The organism is Streptomyces sp. NPDC034085 (assembly GCF_055575555.1).
In genome coordinates this window covers 375083-394466 of the sequence record NZ_JBVISL010000004.1, presented here as the reverse complement: position 1 = coordinate 394466, position 19384 = coordinate 375083, and the positions used below count along the sequence as shown (strand labels likewise).

Sequence of the window (19384 nt, the reverse complement as noted above, 5' to 3'; positions counted from 1 at the left end):
CGGCCGGGAATCGGGGCGGATACTCAGGCCGTTGGGTACGGCGTACTCAGACGGGGCGGGGCGGAGGGCGGTAGCGGTGACGGAACCCCAGGGGGCGGGCTTCGAGCCGGCGACCGGAGACGGCCCGGAGCCGGCCTCCGCCGGGCGGGCGGCCGAGGTGGCCACCGCGTACGAGGGGCTGGTGCAGATCCGCCGGCTGCTCGCCGGCGGGCCGGGGGTCCCGGCGCCGTGGGAACTGCGCCTGATGCCGCGCGCGGTGGCCCTCGTCCTGGAGGCGGCCGGGTTCCCCCCGTCGGCGGTGGACGGCTCGGGGCGGCGGGTGCGGACCGGGTACCGGGTGGCGCCGGGTGCGGACCGGGTGGAGGTCACCTGGACGGGCCCGCCCGGCGGCGGCGCCGCCCGGGTGGAAGAGGAACGCCTGAAGGCGTGCGCGGCGGAGCTGGAGCGGCACGGGTGGGAGTGCCTGCTCTACCGCGGCCCCCGCGGCCGCCGCTTCCTGGAGGTCGAGCCCCCCGGCCCGCACCGCGCCACCGGCCCGCGCTGATCCGGTCGGCGGGCCGGGGCTCCCGGGGCTACGGAGGTCCGAAGGTCAGGCGCAGCTGGGGCGTCCCCTCGTTGGCGGCGGCCTCCGAGGACCACAGCCACAGGGCGTCGGTCCCGGTGCTGGTCAGCGCCAGGCTGTAGGAGCCGCCCAGCGCGGCCGCCACGGCGGCCGTGTCCAGCCCGGCGGTGTGGACCGCCGAGCCGTCCGGGACACCGGGGAAGGCGCCGAGCGCCGGAGCGCCCGTGCCCGGGCGGTTGGCGTACGTGGTCCCGCCCTCCGACCAGGCGCCGGTGACCGGCACGACCGAGACGGTGTCGGTGGTCCCGGCGCCGGCCATGGTGCTGGTCTTGACGCTCAGCGCGGCCGACGTGAGGACCTGGCCGGCGGGCGCGGGCGGCAGCTGGAAGCGGAGGTAGCTCGTGTACAGCGGGGTCCCGCGCACGGCGAGGGACCCGGACGTCCCGTAGGTGGAGCCCGGGGCGCCCGCGTTGGCGTACGTGTCCTCGGCGGCGGTCAGCAGCACGACCGAGTCGGCCGGGGCGGAGGCGAGGGCGAAGTGGTGCTGGACCTGCGCCGCGCTGAGGACGCCGGGGTAGACGGCGGTCTCGTCGAGCCGGCCCGCCCAGTGCTCGTCGGCGGGGCGGTCGGGCCAGCCGCCGAGGCCGTCGAAGCCGGTGCGCCAGTAGCCGGCGAAGTTCTCGTGGGTGGTGACGTTCAGGGTGCCCTTCGGGGCGCCGTCCACGTAGAGGGTCATTCCACCGGGGCCCTGGGTGGCGACGACGTGGTGCCACCTGTCGTCGTTGTAGGCGGCGGCCGTGGTGATGGTGCGGGTGGCTCCGGTGTAGACGCCGTAGACCAGCCGGCCGTCATTGGTCATGTAGATGTGCTTGTCGTACTGACTGCTGCCGTTGATCTGCTGGTTGCCGAAGCCGACGAGCTTGCCGCCCCGCGTGGTGCCGGTCTTGAACCAGGTCTCGATGCTGTAGGTGCTGCCCACGCTCTGGCGGCGGTCGCCGTAGACGTGCGCGTCGGTGCCGTTGAAGCCGATCGCCGTGCTCGCACCGCCCACCGCGCCCGGCGACTGGCGCAGGGCCGGGCCGCCCTGGTGCACGCCCGCCTGGTTCCCGGCGGCCGAGGAGTCGGCCGCGTACGGCAGGACCGGGTCGTCGTAGCGCCAGTACAGCTGGGCGCCGTCCGCACGGACCTGGCTCGGGTAGGCCTCGGCGGTGACCGGGACCGTCACGCCCGCCGGGGCGGAGGGGGCGCTGACGTTGCCCGCCGCGTCGGTGGCCGTCACCCGGTAGGTGTACGACTGGCCCGGCTGGGCGGTGGTGTCGGTCCAGGAGGCCTGCGGCCGCCTGAAGAACAGCGAGTCGGCGGTGACCGTGGCGACGGGGGTGGCCGCGCCGTTGCGGTAGATCCGGTAGGTGAGGGCGCTGTCGTCCAGGTCGAGGCTGGTGCGCCAGCGCACCTGGACCTCGCCCGGCGTGAAGGCGGCGGCGCTCGCGACGGGAACGGTGGGCGCGCCCGTGTCGCCGGTGGAGGAGAAGCGCGTCAGGCTCTGCTGCGCCGCCCCGTTGACGGTGGTGAACTCGCCGCCCACCCACAGGTAGGGGACGTCCGCCTTGGCGCCGACGGCCATCACGCGCGGGCCGATGCCCTCGCCGATGCCGTCGTTGGTGTCGGGGGACCAGCCGAGCTTGCCGGTGCCCGCGGTCGGCTGCGCCAGCAGGTGGTGGCGCTGCCCGTCGGGGAACTCGCCGACGCTGGAGCAGTCGTGCGCGTGCGAGGCGCTGTAGAGCACGTTCCGGTAGGGCAGGACGGCCTGGGTGGCGCCCAGGCAGGTGTCGCGCCAGCGCTGGCCGAAGCCGGTCAGGTCGAGGGCGATGCGGCCGTCGAACACGCCGCCTCCGGTGCCCTCGTTGGCGGTGTAGAAGCCGGTGGCGTCGGCGGCGATGTCCTTGACGACCGAGTTGGTCTCGATGAAGCCGGGGTAGGCCTTGGTGAGGGCGCCGCTGGTGGCGTCGGCGACGGCCAGGGCGTGGGTGTCCGTCCCGTTGACGGTGAAGAAGTCGCCGCCGAGCAGGACGTTCTTCCCGTCCGGGGTGACCTCTATCGCTCGGCCCGGTTCGTCGGCGTCGGCCGTGAAGGGGCGCAGCGCGCCGTCGGCCGCGGCGACGGCCGCGAAGCGTCCGCGCGGCCGGCCCGCGACGGTGAGGAAGTCGCCGGCCGCGTAGACGGTGTCCGCGGTGGCGGCGATGGCCCGTACGGTGGCCGCGAAGGCGGGCCGGAAGGACGGCTTGACGGTGCAGGTGGCCACGTCGATGGCGGCGATGCTGGAGACGGGGGTGCCGTTGACCGCGCCGAAGTAGCCGCCCGCGTAGAGCGTCTTCTTGTCGGGCGAGACGGTGAGCGCGCGGACGGTGGCGGTGCCGCTGCCGATGGTGAAGGACAGGGTGCAGGAGGTCGGGGCGCCGGTCGCGGCGTCGAACGCGGCGAAGTTGACCGCCGGGCGCTCGCTGCCGCCCGCGCCCGCGGGCGGGCGCACGGCGGAGAAGGTGCCGCCGGTGAAGACGGTGCCGCCGGCTTCGGCGAGGGCCCAGACGACCCCGTTGGGCTGCCAGGTGGGCAGCGGGTCGGCGGTGAAGGCCACGGGCGGGGTGACGGCCGCCGCCTGCGGCACGGGGCCGAGGCCGACGACCGCGCCGGCGCCGGCCAGTGACAGGGCGAGAGCGGCCGCCGGTCCTCTGGATCTACGCATGAACCCCCCAGTTCGTCGTCCGTCGCACTGCGGTGCCACAGCACTTCCGTACGGGCGCACCCTAGGGCGAATTGCCGTACGGGGCAGCCGACTGGCCCATCGGATACCGGACGCGTACGGGGCGGCGGCCGGGGCCGGGGGGACCTGCCCTACCCTTCCCCCATGATCGTTCCAACTGAGCCGGTCCGGCTGGTGATATTCGACTGCGACGGCGTCCTGGTCGACAGCGAGCGCATAGCGGCCCGCGTGCAGGTGGCGCTGGGCGCGGAGCTGGGCTGGCCGCTGACCGAGGCCGAGGTGATCGAGCGCTTCATCGGGCGCTCCAGCGCGTCCGTCCGCGAGCAGATCGCCGCCCGGCTCGGCGCCGCGACGGCTCAGGAGTGGGACGAGCGCTTCGCCCTCCTGCACGCCGAGGCGGTGGACGCGGGGCTGGCGCCGGTCGAGGGGCTGCCCGAGGCCCTCGACCGGATCACGCTGGCGACCTGCGTCGCGTCCAGCGGCTCCCACGAGAAGATGCGGCACACCCTCGGCCGTACGGGCCTGTACGAGCGCTTCGCGGGCCGCATCCACAGCGCCACGGAGGTCCCGCGCGGCAAACCGGCCCCGGACCTCTTCCTGTACGCGGCCCGGCGGATGGGGGTCGAACCGGCGGCGTGCGTGGTGGTCGAGGACAGCCGGCCGGGCGTCGAGGCGGCGCGCGCGGCGGGCATGCGGTCCCTGGGTTACGCCGGCGGCCTGACTCCGGCGTCCGCGCTCGGCGGGCCGGGCACGGTGGTCTTCGGCGACATGCGCGAGCTCCCGGCGCTGCTGGAGGACCTGGTGTGAACCGCCGGGGCGGCCCGGGGAGGCGGCCCGGGCGCCGTGCGGGGCGCGACGGCCGGGGGCGGGGCCGGCTTGCGGTGCGCCGCTGCCGGAGGCGTCAATTCCGGCAGGCTCGGGCCATCCCCTCGCGCTGGCCCGCCCCGGCGAAACCGCCCCGCGCGGGGCCCGGCGCCTCTACCGTGCCCTGAGGGGCAGGGCCGGGCTACGGAGGGCGGGGCTGATGGACGACCAAGAGGACATGCGGCTGGCGAGGATCACCCCGGAGATCTCCCGCCGCACCCTGGCGATGCTGCGCGGTCTCGCCGGGCTGGAGCCTCCGGAGCAGGTGCCGGAGGACGCCATGGCGGCCGCCGACGCGATCCTCGCCGATCACGGCACCGACGGGCTGCGGGTGCTGGTGATGACGCTGGCCGCCTGGGCGACGGCGCAGATCGAGAACGTCGCAGATCTGAGCGGGCGCAGCCACGAAGCGGTGCTCGACGCGATGGAGCTGGCCTGCCTGGAGGCGAACGCCGAGGACTGAGCGCCCCCCCGGAGCGGTTTCGCCGCCGGTGTGCGGTCCGCGCTTCGGGGGCCCCGCCACCCTCGGTGGGCGGCGGGCGACCGCCCGTTTACCCTGACCGCGGCATGCCGGAATCCGGGCCGGGTCGGCGACACTGGGGGAACAGAGTTCCGGGGGGCCGTGATCGGAGGCCGTCGTGAGCACACCTTCCCCCATCCGGATCGCCGCCGTCCTGACCGCCGAGCACCGCGGCCGGCTGATGTCCCACGCCCGTGAGGTCAACTTCCCCGAAGGCGCACGGCTCTTCGACGAGGGCGGCGCGGCGAGGGCCTTCTGGATCGTGCGCTCCGGCACGGTGACGCTGGAGATCCCGGTGCCCGGCCGCCGCGGCCCCGCCCCCGTCGAGAGCCTCGGGCCCGGGGAGCTGGTGGGCTGGTCGTGGCTGTTCCCGCCGTACGTGTGGCAGCTGAGCGCCGAGGCGATGACGCCGGTACGGGCCTACGAGTTCGACGGGGCGACCGTCCGCATGCTGATGGACGCCGATCCCGCCTTCGGTTCCGCGATCGGGCACTGGGTCGGCCGGGTCCTCGCGGTACGGCTGCAACAGACCCGCACCCGGCTCCTCGACCTCTACTCGCCGCGCACGCGCGCGGACCGCTGAGGCGCCTCCCGAGCCGTCCGGGGTGGTGTGTTCAGCCGTTTCCCGACGCCCCTCCCCCACAGGTCAGCTTCCGGTGGGCGGCTGCGGGCTGCACTCATGCGCTCACGATCAGTGACGGGAAATGGCGGTACGAACGGGCGCTCCCGGTCCGCATGGGCAAGACTCGCGTCCGTTATCCGATCCACCGACCCGAGGAGTGTTCGCAATGCGGTCCATCACCAGGAGTCTGGGACTGGCTACCGGAGCAATGGCCCTCACCGCCCTCACCGCGGTGGCCGGAAGCGGAGCCGCCGACGCGGCGCCGGCCGGGACGCAGAGCCTGTACGCGCCGTCCGCGCTGGTGGTCAGCGTGACGGCCGGAGAGGACGCCGCCCACGGGACGGTACTGCGCGCGGCCACGCTGGTGTGCGCGCCGCGGCCCGGCGGCACGCACCCCGACCCGGCGGCGGCCTGCGCCGAATTACGGGCGGCGGGAGCCTCGTTGGACGCGCTGGCCGCACCCCGTCCGGACACCGCGTGTACGAGGGAGTGGAACCCGGTGACGGTCACGGCCGAGGGCGTCTGGCAGGGCCGCCGGCTGAGCTACACCTACACCTTCGGCAACCCGTGCGGGCTGCGCAGCACCACCGGGGTGCTCTTCGGCGTCTGAGCACGGCCTGAGCCGGCCGCGCCGTAAGCCGCGACGGGTTCCCTCATCCCAGCTCGAGACTGGTGATCCCGTACAGCCCGGCCAGTTCCACCTCCGGGACCGGACCGGTGTACATGCGGGCCGTCTCGAAGGCCGGGGCCAGGCCCAGCCCGGTCGCCACCGCTCCCGCCGCCGGATTGGCGTCGGGCACGTCCACGGCCACCTCGCCGCCGCGGGCGTGCCCGGCGAGCCGCCGTACGAGCGCGGCGGCCACCTCCGGCGTGGCGGCGTAGAGCGGGCCGATGCGGGAGGCGCCGCTGGAGGGCCGGACCACGCCGAGGCCCTCGATGCGGCCGTCCCGGACGGCCGCGAGGGCCGTCCTGCCCGGCAGGGAGGTCCAGGCGCAGAGGAAGGCGTCGCGCGGCTCGGGGAAGAAGCGGCGGTCGTAGGCGGCCAGGCGGGCGAAGGGCAGCGAGGCGGCGTCGACGATCTCCACGCCGCCCCCGATGCCGTCGGCGCCGTCCGCACCGGGCCGGGGGACGCCCTCGTACCGCATGGTGGTCCAGGCGGAACGGAACCCGGACTTGCGGTAGTTGGCCTGCTGTTCGACCACCCCGTCCAGTCCGACGAGCCGCCCGTGGAGGCGGTCCATCCCGGCCCGCCACAGCCGGATGCCGTAGCCCCGGCCCCGTACGTCGGGCCGGGCGATGTAGAAGCCGATGAAGCCGAAGCCGGCGCCGTAGCGGACGGCCGAGATGCAGGCCACCGGTTCCCCGTCCCGGCGGCCGACGAGGAAGCCCTCCGGATCGGCCACCGCGAAGGCGAAGCGGTCGTCGTCCCCCGGGTTCCAGCCCTCCCGGTCCGCCCAGGTGCGCAGCAGTTCCATGTCGGCGGCGCTCGCGCCGGTGATCTCGAATCCCGTCATGGCCCGTGTTGTACCAGAACGGCCGGGGTCGCCACAGGGCGCCTCCGGGGACGGTGAACGGCCGTACCCGCTCCCTCCGTCAGCCCGCGCAGATCACGTCGTCGAGCGTGATCGGCCGGGAGTCGAGGCGGACGTAGGCCGTGAAGGTGTCGAGGACGCCGGAGTCCCAGACGGTGGTGACGGTGGCCCAGCCGACGCCGGCCGCCTGGGCGACCGTGGCGGGGCCGACGGTGATCGCCCTCGGGGTGCCGGGAGCGCAGAGCAGGACGTCGGTGTCCGGGGCGTGGGCCTGTTTGTCCTTCAGCTGCTGCGAGATCCGCTGGCCGCGGTCCGGCGCGGAGGGACCGTGGGTCCCGTAGAAGGCGGTGAGGAACCCCGTGATCTCGTCGGCGGTGTGCTGGTGGCGGTGCGGGCGGGGCACGGGGGCGGCGAGGGCGGCCGCCGGGGCCGACGACGCGATCAGGGGCAGCAGGGAGGCGGACAGTGCGAGCAGCAGGGCGCCCGGGCGGTACGGGGTGAGCGTCATGTCCGGTTTGTAGCCGCCCGCTCCCGCCCCGCCGCAGGGGCGCGGCGCGGGCTCACTCCGGTGGGCGCGCAGATTCACCGCGGGAACGGCCCTCCCGCTGCGCCGGCCGGCCCCCGCGCGCACCGCCGTCATGCGGTGGCTGCGGGAGCTGCCGGACGGGGCGTAATCGGGTCGCGGGTGCGGGCGGGGGCCGCATAGGGTCGGCCCATGGGGAAGCCGCTCGTCGCAGTGTTCAGTGGGGCCGGGATGTCGACGGATTCCGGGATTCCGGACTACCGGGGGCCGCAGGGGCTGTGGCGGCGCGACCCGGGCGCCGAGAAGCTCGTGACGTACGAGTACTACATGGCCGATCCGGAGATCCGCCGCCGGTCCTGGCTCATGCGCTCCGAGGTGTGGGCCCTCGCACCCCGCCCGAACGCGGCGCACCTGGCCGTGGCGGAGCTGGAGCGCTCGGGCACTCCGGTGCGGGTGATCACGCAGAACGTGGACGGCCTGCACCAGCTCGCCGGGATGCCGGCGCGGAAGGTGTTCGAGCTGCACGGGACCGCGCGGTCGGTGGTCTGCACCCGCTGCCACGCCCGGTCGGGGACGGAGGAGGCGCTGGCCCGGGTGGCGGCCGGGGAGCCGGATCCGGCCTGCCTGACCTGCGGCGGCATCCTGAAGACGGCGACGGTGATGTTCGGCGAGCGCCTCGACCCGGAGGTGCTCGCGCGGGCGGTGGCCGTGGCGAAGGGGTGCCAGGTCTTCATCGCCGTCGGAACGACCCTCCAGGTCCAGCCGGCCGCCTCGCTCGCCGGCATGGCGGCCGAGGCGGGGGCGCGCCTGATCATCGTCAACGCCGAGGAGACCCCGTACGACGCGCTGGCCGACGAGGTGATCCGCGAGCCGATCGGCACCGCCCTCCCGCCGCTCCTGGCGCGCTTCGCGTAACACCGCCTGCGGAACGCCGCCTTCGTATCCCGGCCCGCAGCCTGACCGGTCGCGCGGCGCGCCCGCGTTCCGGCTAGGGCGTGACCTTCGGATCGGGCCGGGCCGGCGAGAGCGGGGCCGGTGGGAGCTGGGCCGCCAGGCCGTCCAGGAGGAGGCCGAGGCCGAGTTCGAAGCCGCGGTCGTCCAGCGCGGCCAGGCCCGCTCCGGTGGCGGCGGCGCCGGTGAGCGCGTCGGCCAGGGCCGGGTAGCGGGGGCGGTAGTCGGCGGGGCTGCGGCTGAAGCCGGCCGTGAAGGTCTCCAGGGCCGAGCCGAGGACCAGGTAGTCGACCGCGGCGGCGGCCTCGGCCGCCCGCGCCGGGGTACAGCCGGCCCGCACGAGCGCGGCGAGCAGCGCGTCGTAGCCGCGCAGCGCCTTGTCGGCCTCCACCTGGCGCCGGGCCGCCGGGGCGATCGCGTTCGGGTGGCGGAGGTAGACCTGCCGGTAGCCGCGGGCGTACGCCGCGATCCCCTCCCGCCACCGCGGGTCGTCGAGCGGGCGCAGGTCGATCTCTTCGTTGATCAGCTCCGAGACCGCGTCGAGGACGTCGTCCTTGGAGGCGACGTGGTGGTAGAGCGAGGCCCCGCGCACGCCGAGGCGGTCGGCGAGGGTGCGCATCTTCAGGGCTTGCGGGCCCTCCTCGTCGAGGAGTTCGAGGGCGGCGCGGGCGATGATCCCGCGGTTGAGCAGCGGCTGGTTGGGTCGGCCCACGGTGATCCCCCTCGTTTTCCGCCGCCAGGTTACCCGGACGGAGGGGTTCCCAAGAGGTTCGGGGCGGGTTAGGGTCCCCGCATTCCCGATACCTAACAACGTTAGATTTAAGTTCCGGATCGGTCCGGCGCCCCTCGGGGCGGCCGGAGCCGTTCCGCCTCCTCAAGAGGTGCGCATGCCAGACCTTTCCCCCCTCGCTCCCGGAGCGGCCGTCCCGCAGGACGACGACGCCGCCCGCCTGAACGACCTGGGCTACAAGCAGGAGCTGAACCGCAGCCTCGGCGTCCTCGGGAACATCGCCATGGGCTTCGCCGTGGTCTCGCCCGTCGTCGCCCTCTACGCCGTGTCGATGGTCGGCACGATGATCGCCGGGCCCGCCTGGGTCTGGGCGCTGCCGATCGTGCTGCTCGGCCAGTGCCTCGTGGTGAACGTCTACTCCGAGCTGGCCTCGCAGTGGCCGCTGGCGGGCGGCCCTTACCAGTGGGGCCGGCGGCTGCTCGGCCCGTCGTTCGGCTGGATGAGCGGCTGGGTGTGGCAGTTCGCGGTGATGTTCGGCAACACCACCGTCGCCTACCTGGCCGCCCCCTGGGTCTTCGCCCTCGTCGGGGTGGTGCCCACGCCGGGCGCCATGGTCGCGGTGGCGGCCGGGATCCTGCTGGCGTGCATGCTGGTCAACGCCTACGGCATCCGGATCCTGAGCTGGTTCGTCTCCCTCGGCATCGCCGCCGAGGCCATCGCCTCGGTGCTCGTCGGCTTCGCCCTGCTGCTGTTCTTCCGCGAGCACGGCTTCTCGATGTTCACCGAGACCCTCGGCGCCGAGGAGCTGTCCGGGGGGTCGACCACGATGGCCTTCCTGGCCGTCCTCGCCGTCGCCGGCTGGGGCTTCATCGGGTTCGACGCCTGCGTCTCGACCGCCGAGGAGACCAAGGACGCCGGCCGCCAGGTGCCGCGCGCCATGTGGTGGGCCCTGCTCAGCGTCGGCCTCGTCGTCATCCTCAACGCCATGGCGGTCGCCCTGGCCCACCCCGACCCGCGGGCCGTCGTCGCCGGCGAGGACCTCGACCCGGTGACCACGGCCGTGGTCACGGCCTTCGGCTCCTGGTCCGACAAGCCCTTCGTGGCCGTGGTCCTGGTCGGCTTCCTCGCCTGCGCCATGGCCTCCCAGGGCGGCGCCGCCCGCGGGGTGTACTCGCTGGCGCGCGACGGCGCCTTCCCCTTCTCCCGGCTGGTCCGCAGGGTCAACCGGCGCCAGGCGCCCATCGGCGGGCTGATCGCCTCCACGCTGGTCAGCTGCACCGGCCTGCTGCTCGGCCTGAACGCCACCGCCATCGGCAGCCTGATCGCCTTCGGCACCGCGGCCACCTTCCTGCCGTTCTTCCTGGTCAGCCTGGCCGCGCTGATCGCCCGGACCTGCGGGACGTGGGTTCCCTCCGGGCACATCCGGCTCGGCCGCAAGGGCACCGTCCTCAACGTCCTCGCCGTGCTCTGGACCGCCTTCGAGGTGGTCAACGTGTGCTGGCCGCGCGCGATCCTCGCCCCGCCGGAAGCCCCCTGGTACCAGGTCTGGGCCGGCCTGCTGGGCACCGGCGCGGTGATCACCGTCGGCCTGCTCTACCTCGCCGTCAAGAAGCCGCAGGAGACCCTGCGGGCGGCGCGGGCGCGCGAGGAGGACGCCGTCGGGACGAGCGCCGGCGAGACCCGGGCCGGCGAGCTCACCCCCGAAACCCCCTGACCCCCTGACGCACCGACCCGCTGACCCCCTGACCTCCAGCCCCCGCAACCTCCCCACCCTCACAAGGAGATATGGCATGCACCTGCCACGCATGAGCCGGCGCGGATTCGGCGCCGCGGCCCTCGCGGCCGCCGCGTACCCCCTCGTCGGCGCCGCCCTCCCCGCGTTCGCCGCGGACGCGCAGACGAGCGGCGGCGAGCTCCACCACGCCCCGGCCGAATGGGAGCCGCACTCCGCCTGCGTCATGGCCTGGCCGTGGGACAGAACGGTGGGCTGGGGCGGACTGCTCACCGACGTCCAGGGCGAGATCGCCGGCATCGCCCGGGCCATCGCCCGCTTCGAGCCGGTCGTGATGTTCGCCGAACCTGGCCAGGCGGCGCAGGCCCGCGCCCGCTGCGGCAGCTCGGTCACCGTCACCGAGTACCCCGTCAACGACTGCTGGGCCCGCGACACCGGACCCGTCTTCGCCGTGAACGACGCGAAGACCCACTCGGTCGGCCTGGACTTCCGCTTCAACGGCTGGGGCGAGAAGTACCCCTACGACAAGGACGACTTCCTGCCCGTCGGCGCCTGCGCGTACCTGGGCGTCACCCGCCGGCCCGTCGACATGGTCCTGGAGGGCGGTTCCGTCATCACCGACGGCCAGGGCACCCTCATCACCACCGAGGAGTGCCTGCTCAACCCCAACCGCAACCCGGGGATGACCCGCGCCCAGGTCGAGGCCGCGCTGCTGGCCGCGTACGGCGCGAGCAAGGTGATCTGGCTGCCGTACGGCCTGGCCGGCGACGACATCACCAACGGGCACGTCGACCTGGTCGCCGCCTACCTCGGCCCGGCCCGGCTGCTGCTGCACACCCAGCCCGACCCCGCGAACCCCAACCACGACCGCATGGCGGCCAACAAGGCGGTGCTCACCGCGGCGACCGACGCGTCCGGGCGGCCCTTCCAGCTCGTGGAGATGCACCACCAGCCGCAGTTCCGCCACAACGGGCTGACGGTGCGGACGTTCAGCTACACCAACTACTACGAGACCACCGGCAACGTCGTCGTCCCGACCTCCGGCGAAGCGGCGGCGGATTCGGCGGCGCTCGCCCAGTTCGCCGCCCTCTTCCCGGGCCGCCAGGTGGTCGGCGCCCCGGCCCGCAACCTCGCCTGGGGCGGCGGAGGCGTCCACTGCGTGACCCAGCACGTCCCGCGCCTGCGCTGACCCGTACGAGAGCACCCGGCAGCCCGTGCGACGGCCCCGTCAGGAGGCCGTCGCACGGGCCCGGTGCGTCGCGGGTCCGGGCTACCGGCCGGCGTCCGCGGCCCGCCTCATGGCCGCGACGTCGAGCTTCTTCATCCGCATCATCGCCGCCATGGCGCGGGCGGCGCGCGCCGGGTCGGGGTCGCTGACCAGGTCGATCGCGCCCGGCGGGACGACCTGCCAGGAGACCCCGAACCGGTCCTTGACCCAGCCGCAGGCCGACTCCTCGCCGCCGTCCCCGGTCAGCGCGTCGTAGTAGTAGTCCGCCTCCGCCTCGTCGGCGCAGTGGATCTGGAAGGAGATGGCCTCGCTGAAGCGGAACTCGGGGCCGCCGTTGAGGCCCACGAACCTCTGGCCGTTGATCTCGAACTCGACGGTCATCACCGACCCGGGCCGGCCGGGGCCCGCCTCGGTGTAGCGGGCCGTCCGCAGGATCCGGCCGTCCTTGAAGACGGACACGTAGTAGTCGGCGGCGGCCTCCGCCTCGCCGTCGAACCACAGGCACGTGGTGAAACCCTCGGTGGTCATGACTGCCTCCCGGGCGGGTGGATGAGGGGGCTGGAACGCCGTCCCTCACCAACAGACCGGTCCCGCGCCCGAAACTCATCGGTGGGCGCGGGACCTGTCCGTACGTTCACCCTCGCGGGCTACATCCCGAGCATGCGGTCGACGACCCGCTCGGCGGCCCGGCCGTCGTCGAGGTCGCAGAACTCGGCGCGGAACGCGGCCCGCGCCCCGGCGTACTCGGCGCCGAGCGCGTCCGCGTCGCGCACGGCCCGGATCAGGCTCGCCGAGTCCGCCAGCAGCGGGCCGGGAGCCTTCTCCTCCAGGTCGACGGTGAAGCCGCGCAGGGTGTCGCGGTAGTGCGCGAGGTCGTACGTGAACAGCAGGATCGGCCGGTCGGTCAGCGCGAAGTCGCAGAGCGCGGAGGAGTAGTCCGAGATCAGGACGTCGGCGACGAGCAGCAGGTCCGTGGCGTCGGGCCAGCGGGAGACGTCCACGACGAAGCCGTCGCGCACGCGGTCGCGTACCTGCTCGGTCACCCGGTGGTGCCCGCGGACCAGCAGCACGTGGTCCTCGCCCAGCTCGCGGCGGGCCGCGTCCAGGTCGATCCGGAGGTCGAGCTTGTAGCCGCCCGACCAGCCTTCGCGGTTCTCGCGCCAGGTCGGCATGTAGAGGACGACCTTCTTGCCCTCGGGCAGGCCGAGCCGGCGCCGGACCTCCGCGATCCGCTGCGCGTCGGGCTTGACGAGCGCGTCCGTGCGCGGGCTGCCGTACTCGACGACCTCGCCCTGGTAGCCGAGGGCACGCTTGAGGACCGTCGTGGCGTACGAACTCGGGGAGGCGAGCAGCGTCCACTGGGCGCTGTCGTGCTCCAGGGCCTCCAGCACGTCGGGGCTGGTGTAGTAGTCGTGCGTGTAGTCGTAGCCGATCTGCTTGAGCGGCGTGCCGTGCCAGGTCTGTACGACGGTCTGGCCCGGGCGGCGCCGGAAGTGCGACGGCACGCTGTCGTTGACGACGTAGTACCGGGCGCGGGCCAGCACGTCCCAGGCCTCCAGGCTGTCGTACTGGACGGCGCGCGCGGTCGGCGGGACCTCGGCCCGGCCGTCGCGGACGAGCCAGATGTGCTCCAGCTTCTCGCCCCGGCGCAGGAGTTCCTCGTGGATGGCGCGGGGCGCGTCGCCCGCGCCGTGGCCCTGGAAGGTGTCGTAGACGACCATGTCCTTGACCGGCAGCCGGCGCTGGGCCGGGTAGGTCTCGTCGCGGGCGATGCGCTGGGCGTAGCGGGAGCGGTCGTGCGGACTCAGCAGGGGGTCGCTGACCAGGACCATGCGGTCCTTCAGACGTGCTTCGACGCGCATCCGGCGGCCCAGGACCGTGACGGCGTGCGGACCGGAGCCCAGGGCCGGCGCGATCAGCTGGACGGGCGCGCCCCGGTCGACGCCGAGGAGGCCCGCGGTGGTGCCTCCCTGGGCGGCCGGACGCAGGGTGGGCCACCAGCGGCCCTGCGGGAGGGTGGTGCGGCCGGCGTACGGCTCGGGGAGCCTGGGCTCGAAGGTGGCCTCGAAGCGGTCGCCGTCGCGGGTGACGGGGTAGCAGAACTCGGTGCCGTGCTGGTCGTGCAGGACCAGCTCGTACGGGGCGTCGGCGGTGGCGGCCGGGGCGCGGAAGGTTCCGCGCAGGGTCAGCGTGCCGTCGCGGGAGGTGACCGAGTCGACGAGCGGCGGGGAGGGCTGGACCGAGAGGACGAGGTGGCCGCTCGCCCCGCGCTTGGCGTAGACGGTGCGCTCGCCGGCGCTGCCGGGGAGCGGTGCGACGAGGCCGGTGAAGCCGCTGCGCTCGTCGTGGGCCAGGGGGTGGACGGTGCCGTCGGCGCCGACCACGGACAGGGTCCACGGCTCGGGGTTCCAGCCGCCGGGCTGCGTCTCGCCGTCCGGAACGGCGGCCAGCTCGGCGAGCGGGACGACCGCGGTGAAGGGGATCCGGCCGCCGGCCGTGGCGGCGGCGGTGGTCAGCGGAGTGGTGACGACCGTGCCGGTCGTGGTGTGCCGGGCGTGCAGGGTGGCGCCGCCGGCCGCCTCGGCGGCGAGCTCGCCGGTCAGTTCCAGGGCGTCGTCGCGGTGGTGCACGTCCAGGACCCGGGCCCGGACGATCTCGACCTGGACGGTGAGGGAGCCGGAGACCAGCGGCAGGATGCGGACGTCGGGGGTGGCCCAGTGGGCGGGCGGGGCCATTCCGCTGTCGTGCTCGCCGCCCTTGAGGCGGGCCCGGTGCAGGCCTCCGGCGCCGGTGACGGCGATGGAGGTGGTCCATATGCCCTCGCGCCACGTGCCGCCCGACTGGAAGACGGTGGGGTCGACCACGGCGGTGAACCCGGCCCAGTCGGCGTGCCGCAGGGCCAGGTGCGGGGAGTTCACGGTCGCCATCGGGGAGGCGACGGTGCGGGCGCTGACGACGGTGCGGCGGCGCTTGCCCTGCTCGCGGAAGACCAGCATCTTGCGGGAGCCGAGGCGGCTCTCGGCTCCCAGGTGCCCGGGCAGGGCGTAGCCGCGCAGCAGCAGCTTGCCGTCGCTCCAGACGGCCTGCTCCAGGCGGCTGACGACGCGGCGCTCGCGCGGGCCGAGGGTGAGCAGCTTGGCCGGGACCGGTGCCTTGAGGAAGGGGTAGTCGGCCTGCGGGCGGGCCAGTCCCTTCACCGGCACGCTGTAGCTGAAGTCCCGCTGGTGGTGCGTGAGGGCGATGAACTCCTCGACGCGGCCCTCGCGGGCCAGGTACGCCTTGAGCCGGTCGGCGACGGTCAGGTCGTTCCAGGGACCGGTTCCGATCTCCCGGATGAGGCCGCCGACCTCCTTGACGAAGGCGGCGCGGAAGTCGGGGCCCCCTTCGCCGACGTACTTGTAGATGAGCGGGAGTTCCTCGCTCAGCACGTTGTGGTCGTACTCGCGCAGGTAGCGGGCGTACTTCTCGCCCGGCTTGGCGAGCAGGGCCTCGCGGACCAGGCGGACGGACTTGACGCGGTCGATGACGGAGACCGGGTCGGTGGAGCGCTGGGTGATGGAGCGCTCGCCGGTCTCGCGGACCCGCCAGTGGTAGACGACGTCGCTGATGACGTCGACGCTCTCGGCGAAGTAGTGCGCGGGGATGCTGACGGGGGCGTCCTCGTAGAGGATGCCCTCCGGGTACTGGAAGCCGTGCTCCTCCCAGAAGCCGCGCCGGTAGACCTTGTTCCACGCGGTGCGGTCGGTGACCAGCGCCGGGAACTTGGAGATGTGGGTCTTGGGCCGGTTGTTCGCGAATGCGACGCGGTGGCCCCAGGACTGCTGCATGCCCACGGAGCGGAAGCGCTTGACGTTGCCGGCGGCGAAGTCGGAGCCGGTCTCGTCGAGGGAGTCGATCATCCGCTGGTAGGCGTACGGCGGCATGGTGTCGTCGCTGTCGACGAACGCGATGTACTCGCTGTCGGGGGAAGCGTGCCGGAATCCGACATTCCGTGCGGCACCGAGGCCGGCGTTCTCCTGGAGGACGACCCGGAAGCGCTTGTCACGCTCCGCGAAGGCCTTGGCGAGCACGGCACTGGTGTCGGTGGACCCGTCGTCGACGATCACGACCTCGAAGTCGTCGAACGTCTGAGCTGCTAGGGACTCCAGGCACTCGTCGAGGTAGAGCTCGACGTTGTAGACGGGTACGACGATGCTCAGGCGCGGGGGCATGGGTGACGGGTTCTCCAGCATGTTCGCGTGTTCGACGGGGGTTGAAGATCAGCTGATTACAGCATCTTACTCTGTAACAGGATGATAAAGTCCGCCCATCCTGGACACATCCCCAGGGACCGCCGGGGCGGACGGCAAAGAATTCAGCCGCCCGCCACCGCGCCGTCGCGGTTCGCCGGGACCTCCGTCAGATGTCCAGATCCGCTTCGACCTTCTTCAGCTGGAGGCGGGCCATCGCGAGGTTGGCCCGGTTCCGGTCGAGGGCGAGGTAGAGGAAGAACCCTTCGCCGCCCCGCCCCTTCAGCAGCCTGATCAGGTGGTACTGGTTGCCGAGCGTGATCAGGATGTCCTCGATCTCGTCCTTCAGGCCGAGCATCTCCATCGTGCGGACCTTGGCCCGCACGACGTCCGTGTTGCCCGCGGCCGCCACCGCCAGGTCGAGTTCCTTGTTCCCGCCGACGGTACCCAGGGGCATGCCGCTGCCGTAGTCGACGAGGGCCGCGCCGAGGGTGCCCTCGATGCCGGCAACTTCCTTGAGAGCGGTCTCCACGTTGAGCATGGGATGGTTCCTCTTTCTGCTGTCGTCGCCCGTAGCCGTACCGGGCCCGATGGTTTGCGTTCGCGTCGTGCTCGTGTGCTGCGGGGAAGGTCAGGGGCGGTCCGCCAGGCGGCCCGGGGGTGCGCCGCCGACGGGCGGCGCTCCGGCGCCGCGGCGGCCGAGGCTGTCGTCTATGAGCTCGGTGATGCGCAGGGTGGAGCGGCGGGCCTCCAGGTGGAGGCGGCCGACGTTGACGCGCGGCTCCGCGATCAGGGTCAGGACGGCCGTGTCCCCCGCCGCGTACGTGGCGACGTACCCGTGCTCGCCGCGCACGAGCAGTTCCCGGAAGCCGCCCTGGCCGGTGCAGTCGCTGAGCCGCTGGGCGACGCCGAGGGCGGCCGCGGTCAGGGCGGCGAGGGACTCGGCCTCGGTGGCGGCGCTCTCCTGGGCGAGCACCAGGCCGTCGGCACTGGCGGCGAGGACGCCGGTGAGCTGGGGTACGCGGGCCCGCAGCCGGCGGAGTTCGGCGAGTATGTCGGCTTCGGCCTCGGCGGGCACCATGGGCGGGCTCATGTCGGCCTTCCTCTCTTCGGGCCGCCTCTCCTCCGGCGGCCTCCGCTCGGAGCGGTCGGCTCGCAGGACCGGTCGCAGCGGGAGCCTCACAGGCTTGCCTCCAGTGCGTCGCGTAACCGGCGGAGCAGTGCCACGTCCGGGGGCTGGGCCCGGGTGATCCAGTCGGGCAGGGGTTCGGGGGCCGGCGCGGGGACCGGGGGGGCGTGCGGGGTGTCGACCAGGCCGGCGGCCGCGAGTCTTCGTACCTCCAGCAGGGTGTGGAAGGCGGGCCGGCCCAGCAGCCACGCGAGGTCGGCGGGGGTGCGTATGCCGTCCGCCTGTTCGAGCAGGAGCCGCTGCCGGGCGGTGACGGTCTGCCCGGGCGCGGCCGGACGGGGCACCACCGGGGCGGTGTCCAGCAGCGGGTAGGGCCACACGGCGTCCAGCAGTTCGCGGCGGCGGCAGGTCTCCCGTTCCACGGCGGCCGCCGGGACGGAGCGGACGGAGCCGAGCCAGTGGGTGGCGCCGCGGCGGAACCGGGAGGGGCCGCTGCCCGGGGAGAGCGCGAAGAAGGCCGCGTCGAAAATGGCCGCGAGGTGGCAGATCTCCAGCTCGCCGCCCGCCAGCCCGCCGCTGTCCACGAGGAACCGGCCCACCTGGCGGCGTGCACCGGCCTCGTTGACCGCCTCGTTCCAGCGCTCGGGGGCCAGGGCCCCGCCGGTGGTGAGCAGGACGTCGAGGCCGGGGGTGGAGGGGCTCTCGGCGTGCACGACGCGGCCGTCCTCCAGGAAGAGGGTGCCCCGGTCGCGCAGGAGGGCGCCGGTGGCGCGCTCGGCGGCGAGCCGGGTGAGCAGCGGGGAGACGGCGGTAGCGGCGGTGGTGGTGGCTGTGGCGGCGGTCATCGCAGGACCAGTCCTTCGGCGAGGGCGCGGAGTCGGTGCCGGGCGAGGGCGAGGTTGCCGTCGGTGCGGTCGAGCCACAGGTGCAGGAAGACGCTGCTGTCGAAGCTGGTCTCGACGAAGCGCAGCACGTGGTAGCCGGTGCGGGTGGTGACGATCAGGTCCTCGACGGGCGGCCCGGCGGGGCCGGGGTCGTCGGGCGCGGGGGCGAAGGACTCGTACTCGGCCGCCGCCCGCGCCAGTTCCGCGGTCTCCGCGGCTGTGGTCTCATGGTCGCCGACGGGCGAGTCACCGGCGGTGCCGAGGGCCAGCCCGCTGCTCCAGTCGACGAGCGCGGCGCCCCGCGCACCAGGCAGGGCCATGGCTTCGAGCAGGCATTCGTCGATCCCGGGCACGCGGGCTCCCCTCCCGGCGGACGTGCTGGTCGCACGGTCGTACGGCGTGACAGGAGGGAACTTACTCAAGTTCCACACAGCGGAAGGGTGTTCTGGCATTTTCCGCTGGAACATGCACGTTGGCACGTGCCGGCTTGGCCGGAACCCGTCCGTTTTTGATCAAGACTGGGTCAGGTCGGCGGGCCGCTCCGGAAGCAGACGCTCCACCATCACCCCGAGCAGGTCGTCCACCGGGTGGGAGGCGAGCAGGGCGGGGACCGTCAGGTCGTCCACGATGAGCCCCTGCATCGCGAAGTACAGCAGCGCGACGCCCTCCCGGTCCCCGGGCAGGCCCGCCTCCAGGTGCCAGGCGATGTTCTCCTCCAGTTCGGCGGCGAGGAACGCGGACAGCTCCGCCTGGAGTTCGGGCCTGCGGGTGGCCTCCAGGCGCAGCTCCAGCATGGCGGTGTGCACGCTGCGCTCGCGGCGGATCCGTCCGAGGAGCCGGCCGAGCAGCACCCGGGTGTCGAGGGGGCCGGCCAGCTCGTCGGGGGCGGGGGTGAGCCGTTCGCGGGTGCGGTGCAGGATCTGGACGAGCAACTGGCCCCGGTTGGCGAAGTAGTTGGAGGCGGTGCCGGTCGGGACCCCGGCCTCCGCGTCGACGGCGCGCAGGGTCAGGCCCCGGGAGCCCTCGCGGGCCAGGACCTCGATGGCGGCGTCGAGGAGCGCGGCGCGGCGCTGCGGATTCTGGCGCATGGAGGGCTCCCCGGGGTGGTGTGGCGGTC

At 73.9% G+C, this 19384-nt stretch carries 19 protein-coding genes; 8 read left to right on the top strand and 11 right to left on the bottom strand.

Features of this window, described 5'->3' with window-relative positions; translation table 11 throughout:
- Window positions 1-76: 76 nt before the first annotated feature.
- Window positions 77-544 (top strand): hypothetical protein, encoded by a 468-nt coding sequence (locus tag ACZ501_RS16590; RefSeq protein WP_361608128.1) that lies wholly within the window; start codon window positions 77-79, stop codon window positions 542-544.
- Between the two features lie 28 nt (window positions 545-572).
- Here the strand turns inward: ACZ501_RS16590 and ACZ501_RS16585 are convergent, their stop codons facing one another.
- The gene (locus tag ACZ501_RS16585) at window positions 573-3305 is read right to left on the bottom strand and encodes a DNRLRE domain-containing protein (RefSeq protein ID WP_468796097.1); all 2733 of its coding nucleotides are present in this window, start codon (window positions 3303-3305) and stop codon (window positions 573-575) included.
- 162 nt (window positions 3306-3467) lie between these two features.
- Here ACZ501_RS16585 and ACZ501_RS16580 point away from each other — a divergent pair, with 162 nt between their 5' ends.
- The 4 genes from ACZ501_RS16580 (at window position 3468) to ACZ501_RS16565 (ending at window position 5939) form a co-directional block, all read left to right on the top strand.
- Entirely contained in the window at window positions 3468-4130 is a 663-nt protein-coding gene (locus ACZ501_RS16580; protein WP_361608122.1) for an HAD family hydrolase, read from the top strand.
- A gap of 217 nt (window positions 4131-4347) precedes the next feature.
- Window positions 4348-4650, top strand: a complete 303-nt coding sequence (locus ACZ501_RS16575; protein WP_468796094.1) for a hypothetical protein — start codon at window positions 4348-4350, stop codon at window positions 4648-4650.
- Between the two features lie 175 nt (window positions 4651-4825).
- On the top strand, window positions 4826-5290 hold the full coding sequence (locus ACZ501_RS16570) for a Crp/Fnr family transcriptional regulator (RefSeq protein ID WP_361608116.1): 465 nt from the start codon (window positions 4826-4828) through the stop codon (window positions 5288-5290).
- Between the two features lie 205 nt (window positions 5291-5495).
- Window positions 5496-5939 carry an SSI family serine proteinase inhibitor gene (locus ACZ501_RS16565; protein ID WP_468796091.1) on the top strand — a complete coding sequence of 148 codons (444 nt, stop codon included), beginning with the start codon at window positions 5496-5498 and terminating at the stop codon, window positions 5937-5939.
- Window positions 5940-5982: 43 nt separating this feature from the next.
- Here ACZ501_RS16565 and ACZ501_RS16560 read toward each other — a convergent pair whose 3' ends face one another.
- Window positions 5983-6843, bottom strand: coding sequence for a GNAT family N-acetyltransferase (locus ACZ501_RS16560; protein ID WP_362458493.1), 861 nt, complete (start codon window positions 6841-6843; stop codon window positions 5983-5985).
- Window positions 6844-6922: 79 nt separating this feature from the next.
- Window positions 6923-7369 (bottom strand): hypothetical protein, encoded by a 447-nt coding sequence (locus ACZ501_RS16555; protein WP_468796088.1) that lies wholly within the window; start codon window positions 7367-7369, stop codon window positions 6923-6925.
- A gap of 207 nt (window positions 7370-7576) precedes the next feature.
- On the opposite strand from ACZ501_RS16555, the gene ACZ501_RS16550 reads away from it, so the two are divergent.
- The gene (locus tag ACZ501_RS16550; RefSeq protein ID WP_361608104.1) at window positions 7577-8299 is read left to right on the top strand and encodes an SIR2 family NAD-dependent protein deacylase; all 723 of its coding nucleotides are present in this window, start codon (window positions 7577-7579) and stop codon (window positions 8297-8299) included.
- Between the two features lie 73 nt (window positions 8300-8372).
- On the opposite strand, the gene ACZ501_RS16545 is transcribed toward ACZ501_RS16550, so the two are convergent.
- Window positions 8373-9047 (bottom strand): TetR/AcrR family transcriptional regulator, encoded by a 675-nt coding sequence (locus ACZ501_RS16545; protein ID WP_361608101.1) that lies wholly within the window; start codon window positions 9045-9047, stop codon window positions 8373-8375.
- Between the two features lie 175 nt (window positions 9048-9222).
- Here ACZ501_RS16545 and ACZ501_RS16540 point away from each other — a divergent pair, with 175 nt between their 5' ends.
- Both ACZ501_RS16540 and ACZ501_RS16535 read left to right on the top strand, forming a co-directional pair.
- The gene (locus tag ACZ501_RS16540; protein WP_468796085.1) at window positions 9223-10779 is read left to right on the top strand and encodes an APC family permease; all 1557 of its coding nucleotides are present in this window, start codon (window positions 9223-9225) and stop codon (window positions 10777-10779) included.
- Window positions 10780-10855: 76 nt separating this feature from the next.
- A complete protein-coding gene (locus ACZ501_RS16535; protein WP_468796082.1) occupies window positions 10856-11986 on the top strand; it encodes an agmatine deiminase family protein in 1131 nt (376 codons plus the stop codon).
- Window positions 11987-12067: 81 nt separating this feature from the next.
- Here the strand turns inward: ACZ501_RS16535 and ACZ501_RS16530 are convergent, their stop codons facing one another.
- The 7 genes from ACZ501_RS16530 to ACZ501_RS16500 all read right to left on the bottom strand — a co-directional run bounded on the left by ACZ501_RS16530 (window position 12068) and on the right by ACZ501_RS16500 (window position 19355).
- Entirely contained in the window at window positions 12068-12553 is a 486-nt protein-coding gene (locus ACZ501_RS16530) for a VOC family protein (protein ID WP_361610084.1), read from the bottom strand.
- A gap of 119 nt (window positions 12554-12672) precedes the next feature.
- Window positions 12673-16257: a bifunctional glycosyltransferase/CDP-glycerol:glycerophosphate glycerophosphotransferase gene (locus ACZ501_RS16525; protein ID WP_361610083.1), complete on the bottom strand. Its 3585-nt coding sequence runs from the start codon at window positions 16255-16257 to the stop codon at window positions 12673-12675.
- A gap of 166 nt (window positions 16258-16423) precedes the next feature.
- On the bottom strand, window positions 16424-16795 hold the full coding sequence (locus tag ACZ501_RS16520; protein ID WP_361610082.1) for a hypothetical protein: 372 nt from the start codon (window positions 16793-16795) through the stop codon (window positions 16424-16426).
- 90 nt (window positions 16796-16885) lie between these two features.
- Window positions 16886-17335 carry a roadblock/LC7 domain-containing protein gene (locus tag ACZ501_RS16515; RefSeq protein WP_362458555.1) on the bottom strand — a complete coding sequence of 150 codons (450 nt, stop codon included), beginning with the start codon at window positions 17333-17335 and terminating at the stop codon, window positions 16886-16888.
- 98 nt (window positions 17336-17433) lie between these two features.
- Window positions 17434-18228, bottom strand: coding sequence for a transcriptional regulator (locus ACZ501_RS16510; protein ID WP_468796079.1), 795 nt, complete (start codon window positions 18226-18228; stop codon window positions 17434-17436).
- Complete coding sequence (locus ACZ501_RS16505) at window positions 18225-18620, bottom strand: hypothetical protein (RefSeq protein ID WP_361610080.1); 396 nt, start codon at window positions 18618-18620, stop codon at window positions 18225-18227. The genes ACZ501_RS16510 and ACZ501_RS16505 overlap by 4 nt, the downstream gene beginning before the upstream one ends.
- A gap of 159 nt (window positions 18621-18779) precedes the next feature.
- The gene (locus ACZ501_RS16500) at window positions 18780-19355 is read right to left on the bottom strand and encodes a TetR/AcrR family transcriptional regulator (protein ID WP_361610079.1); all 576 of its coding nucleotides are present in this window, start codon (window positions 19353-19355) and stop codon (window positions 18780-18782) included.
- Between the last annotated feature and the right edge of the window lie 29 nt (window positions 19356-19384).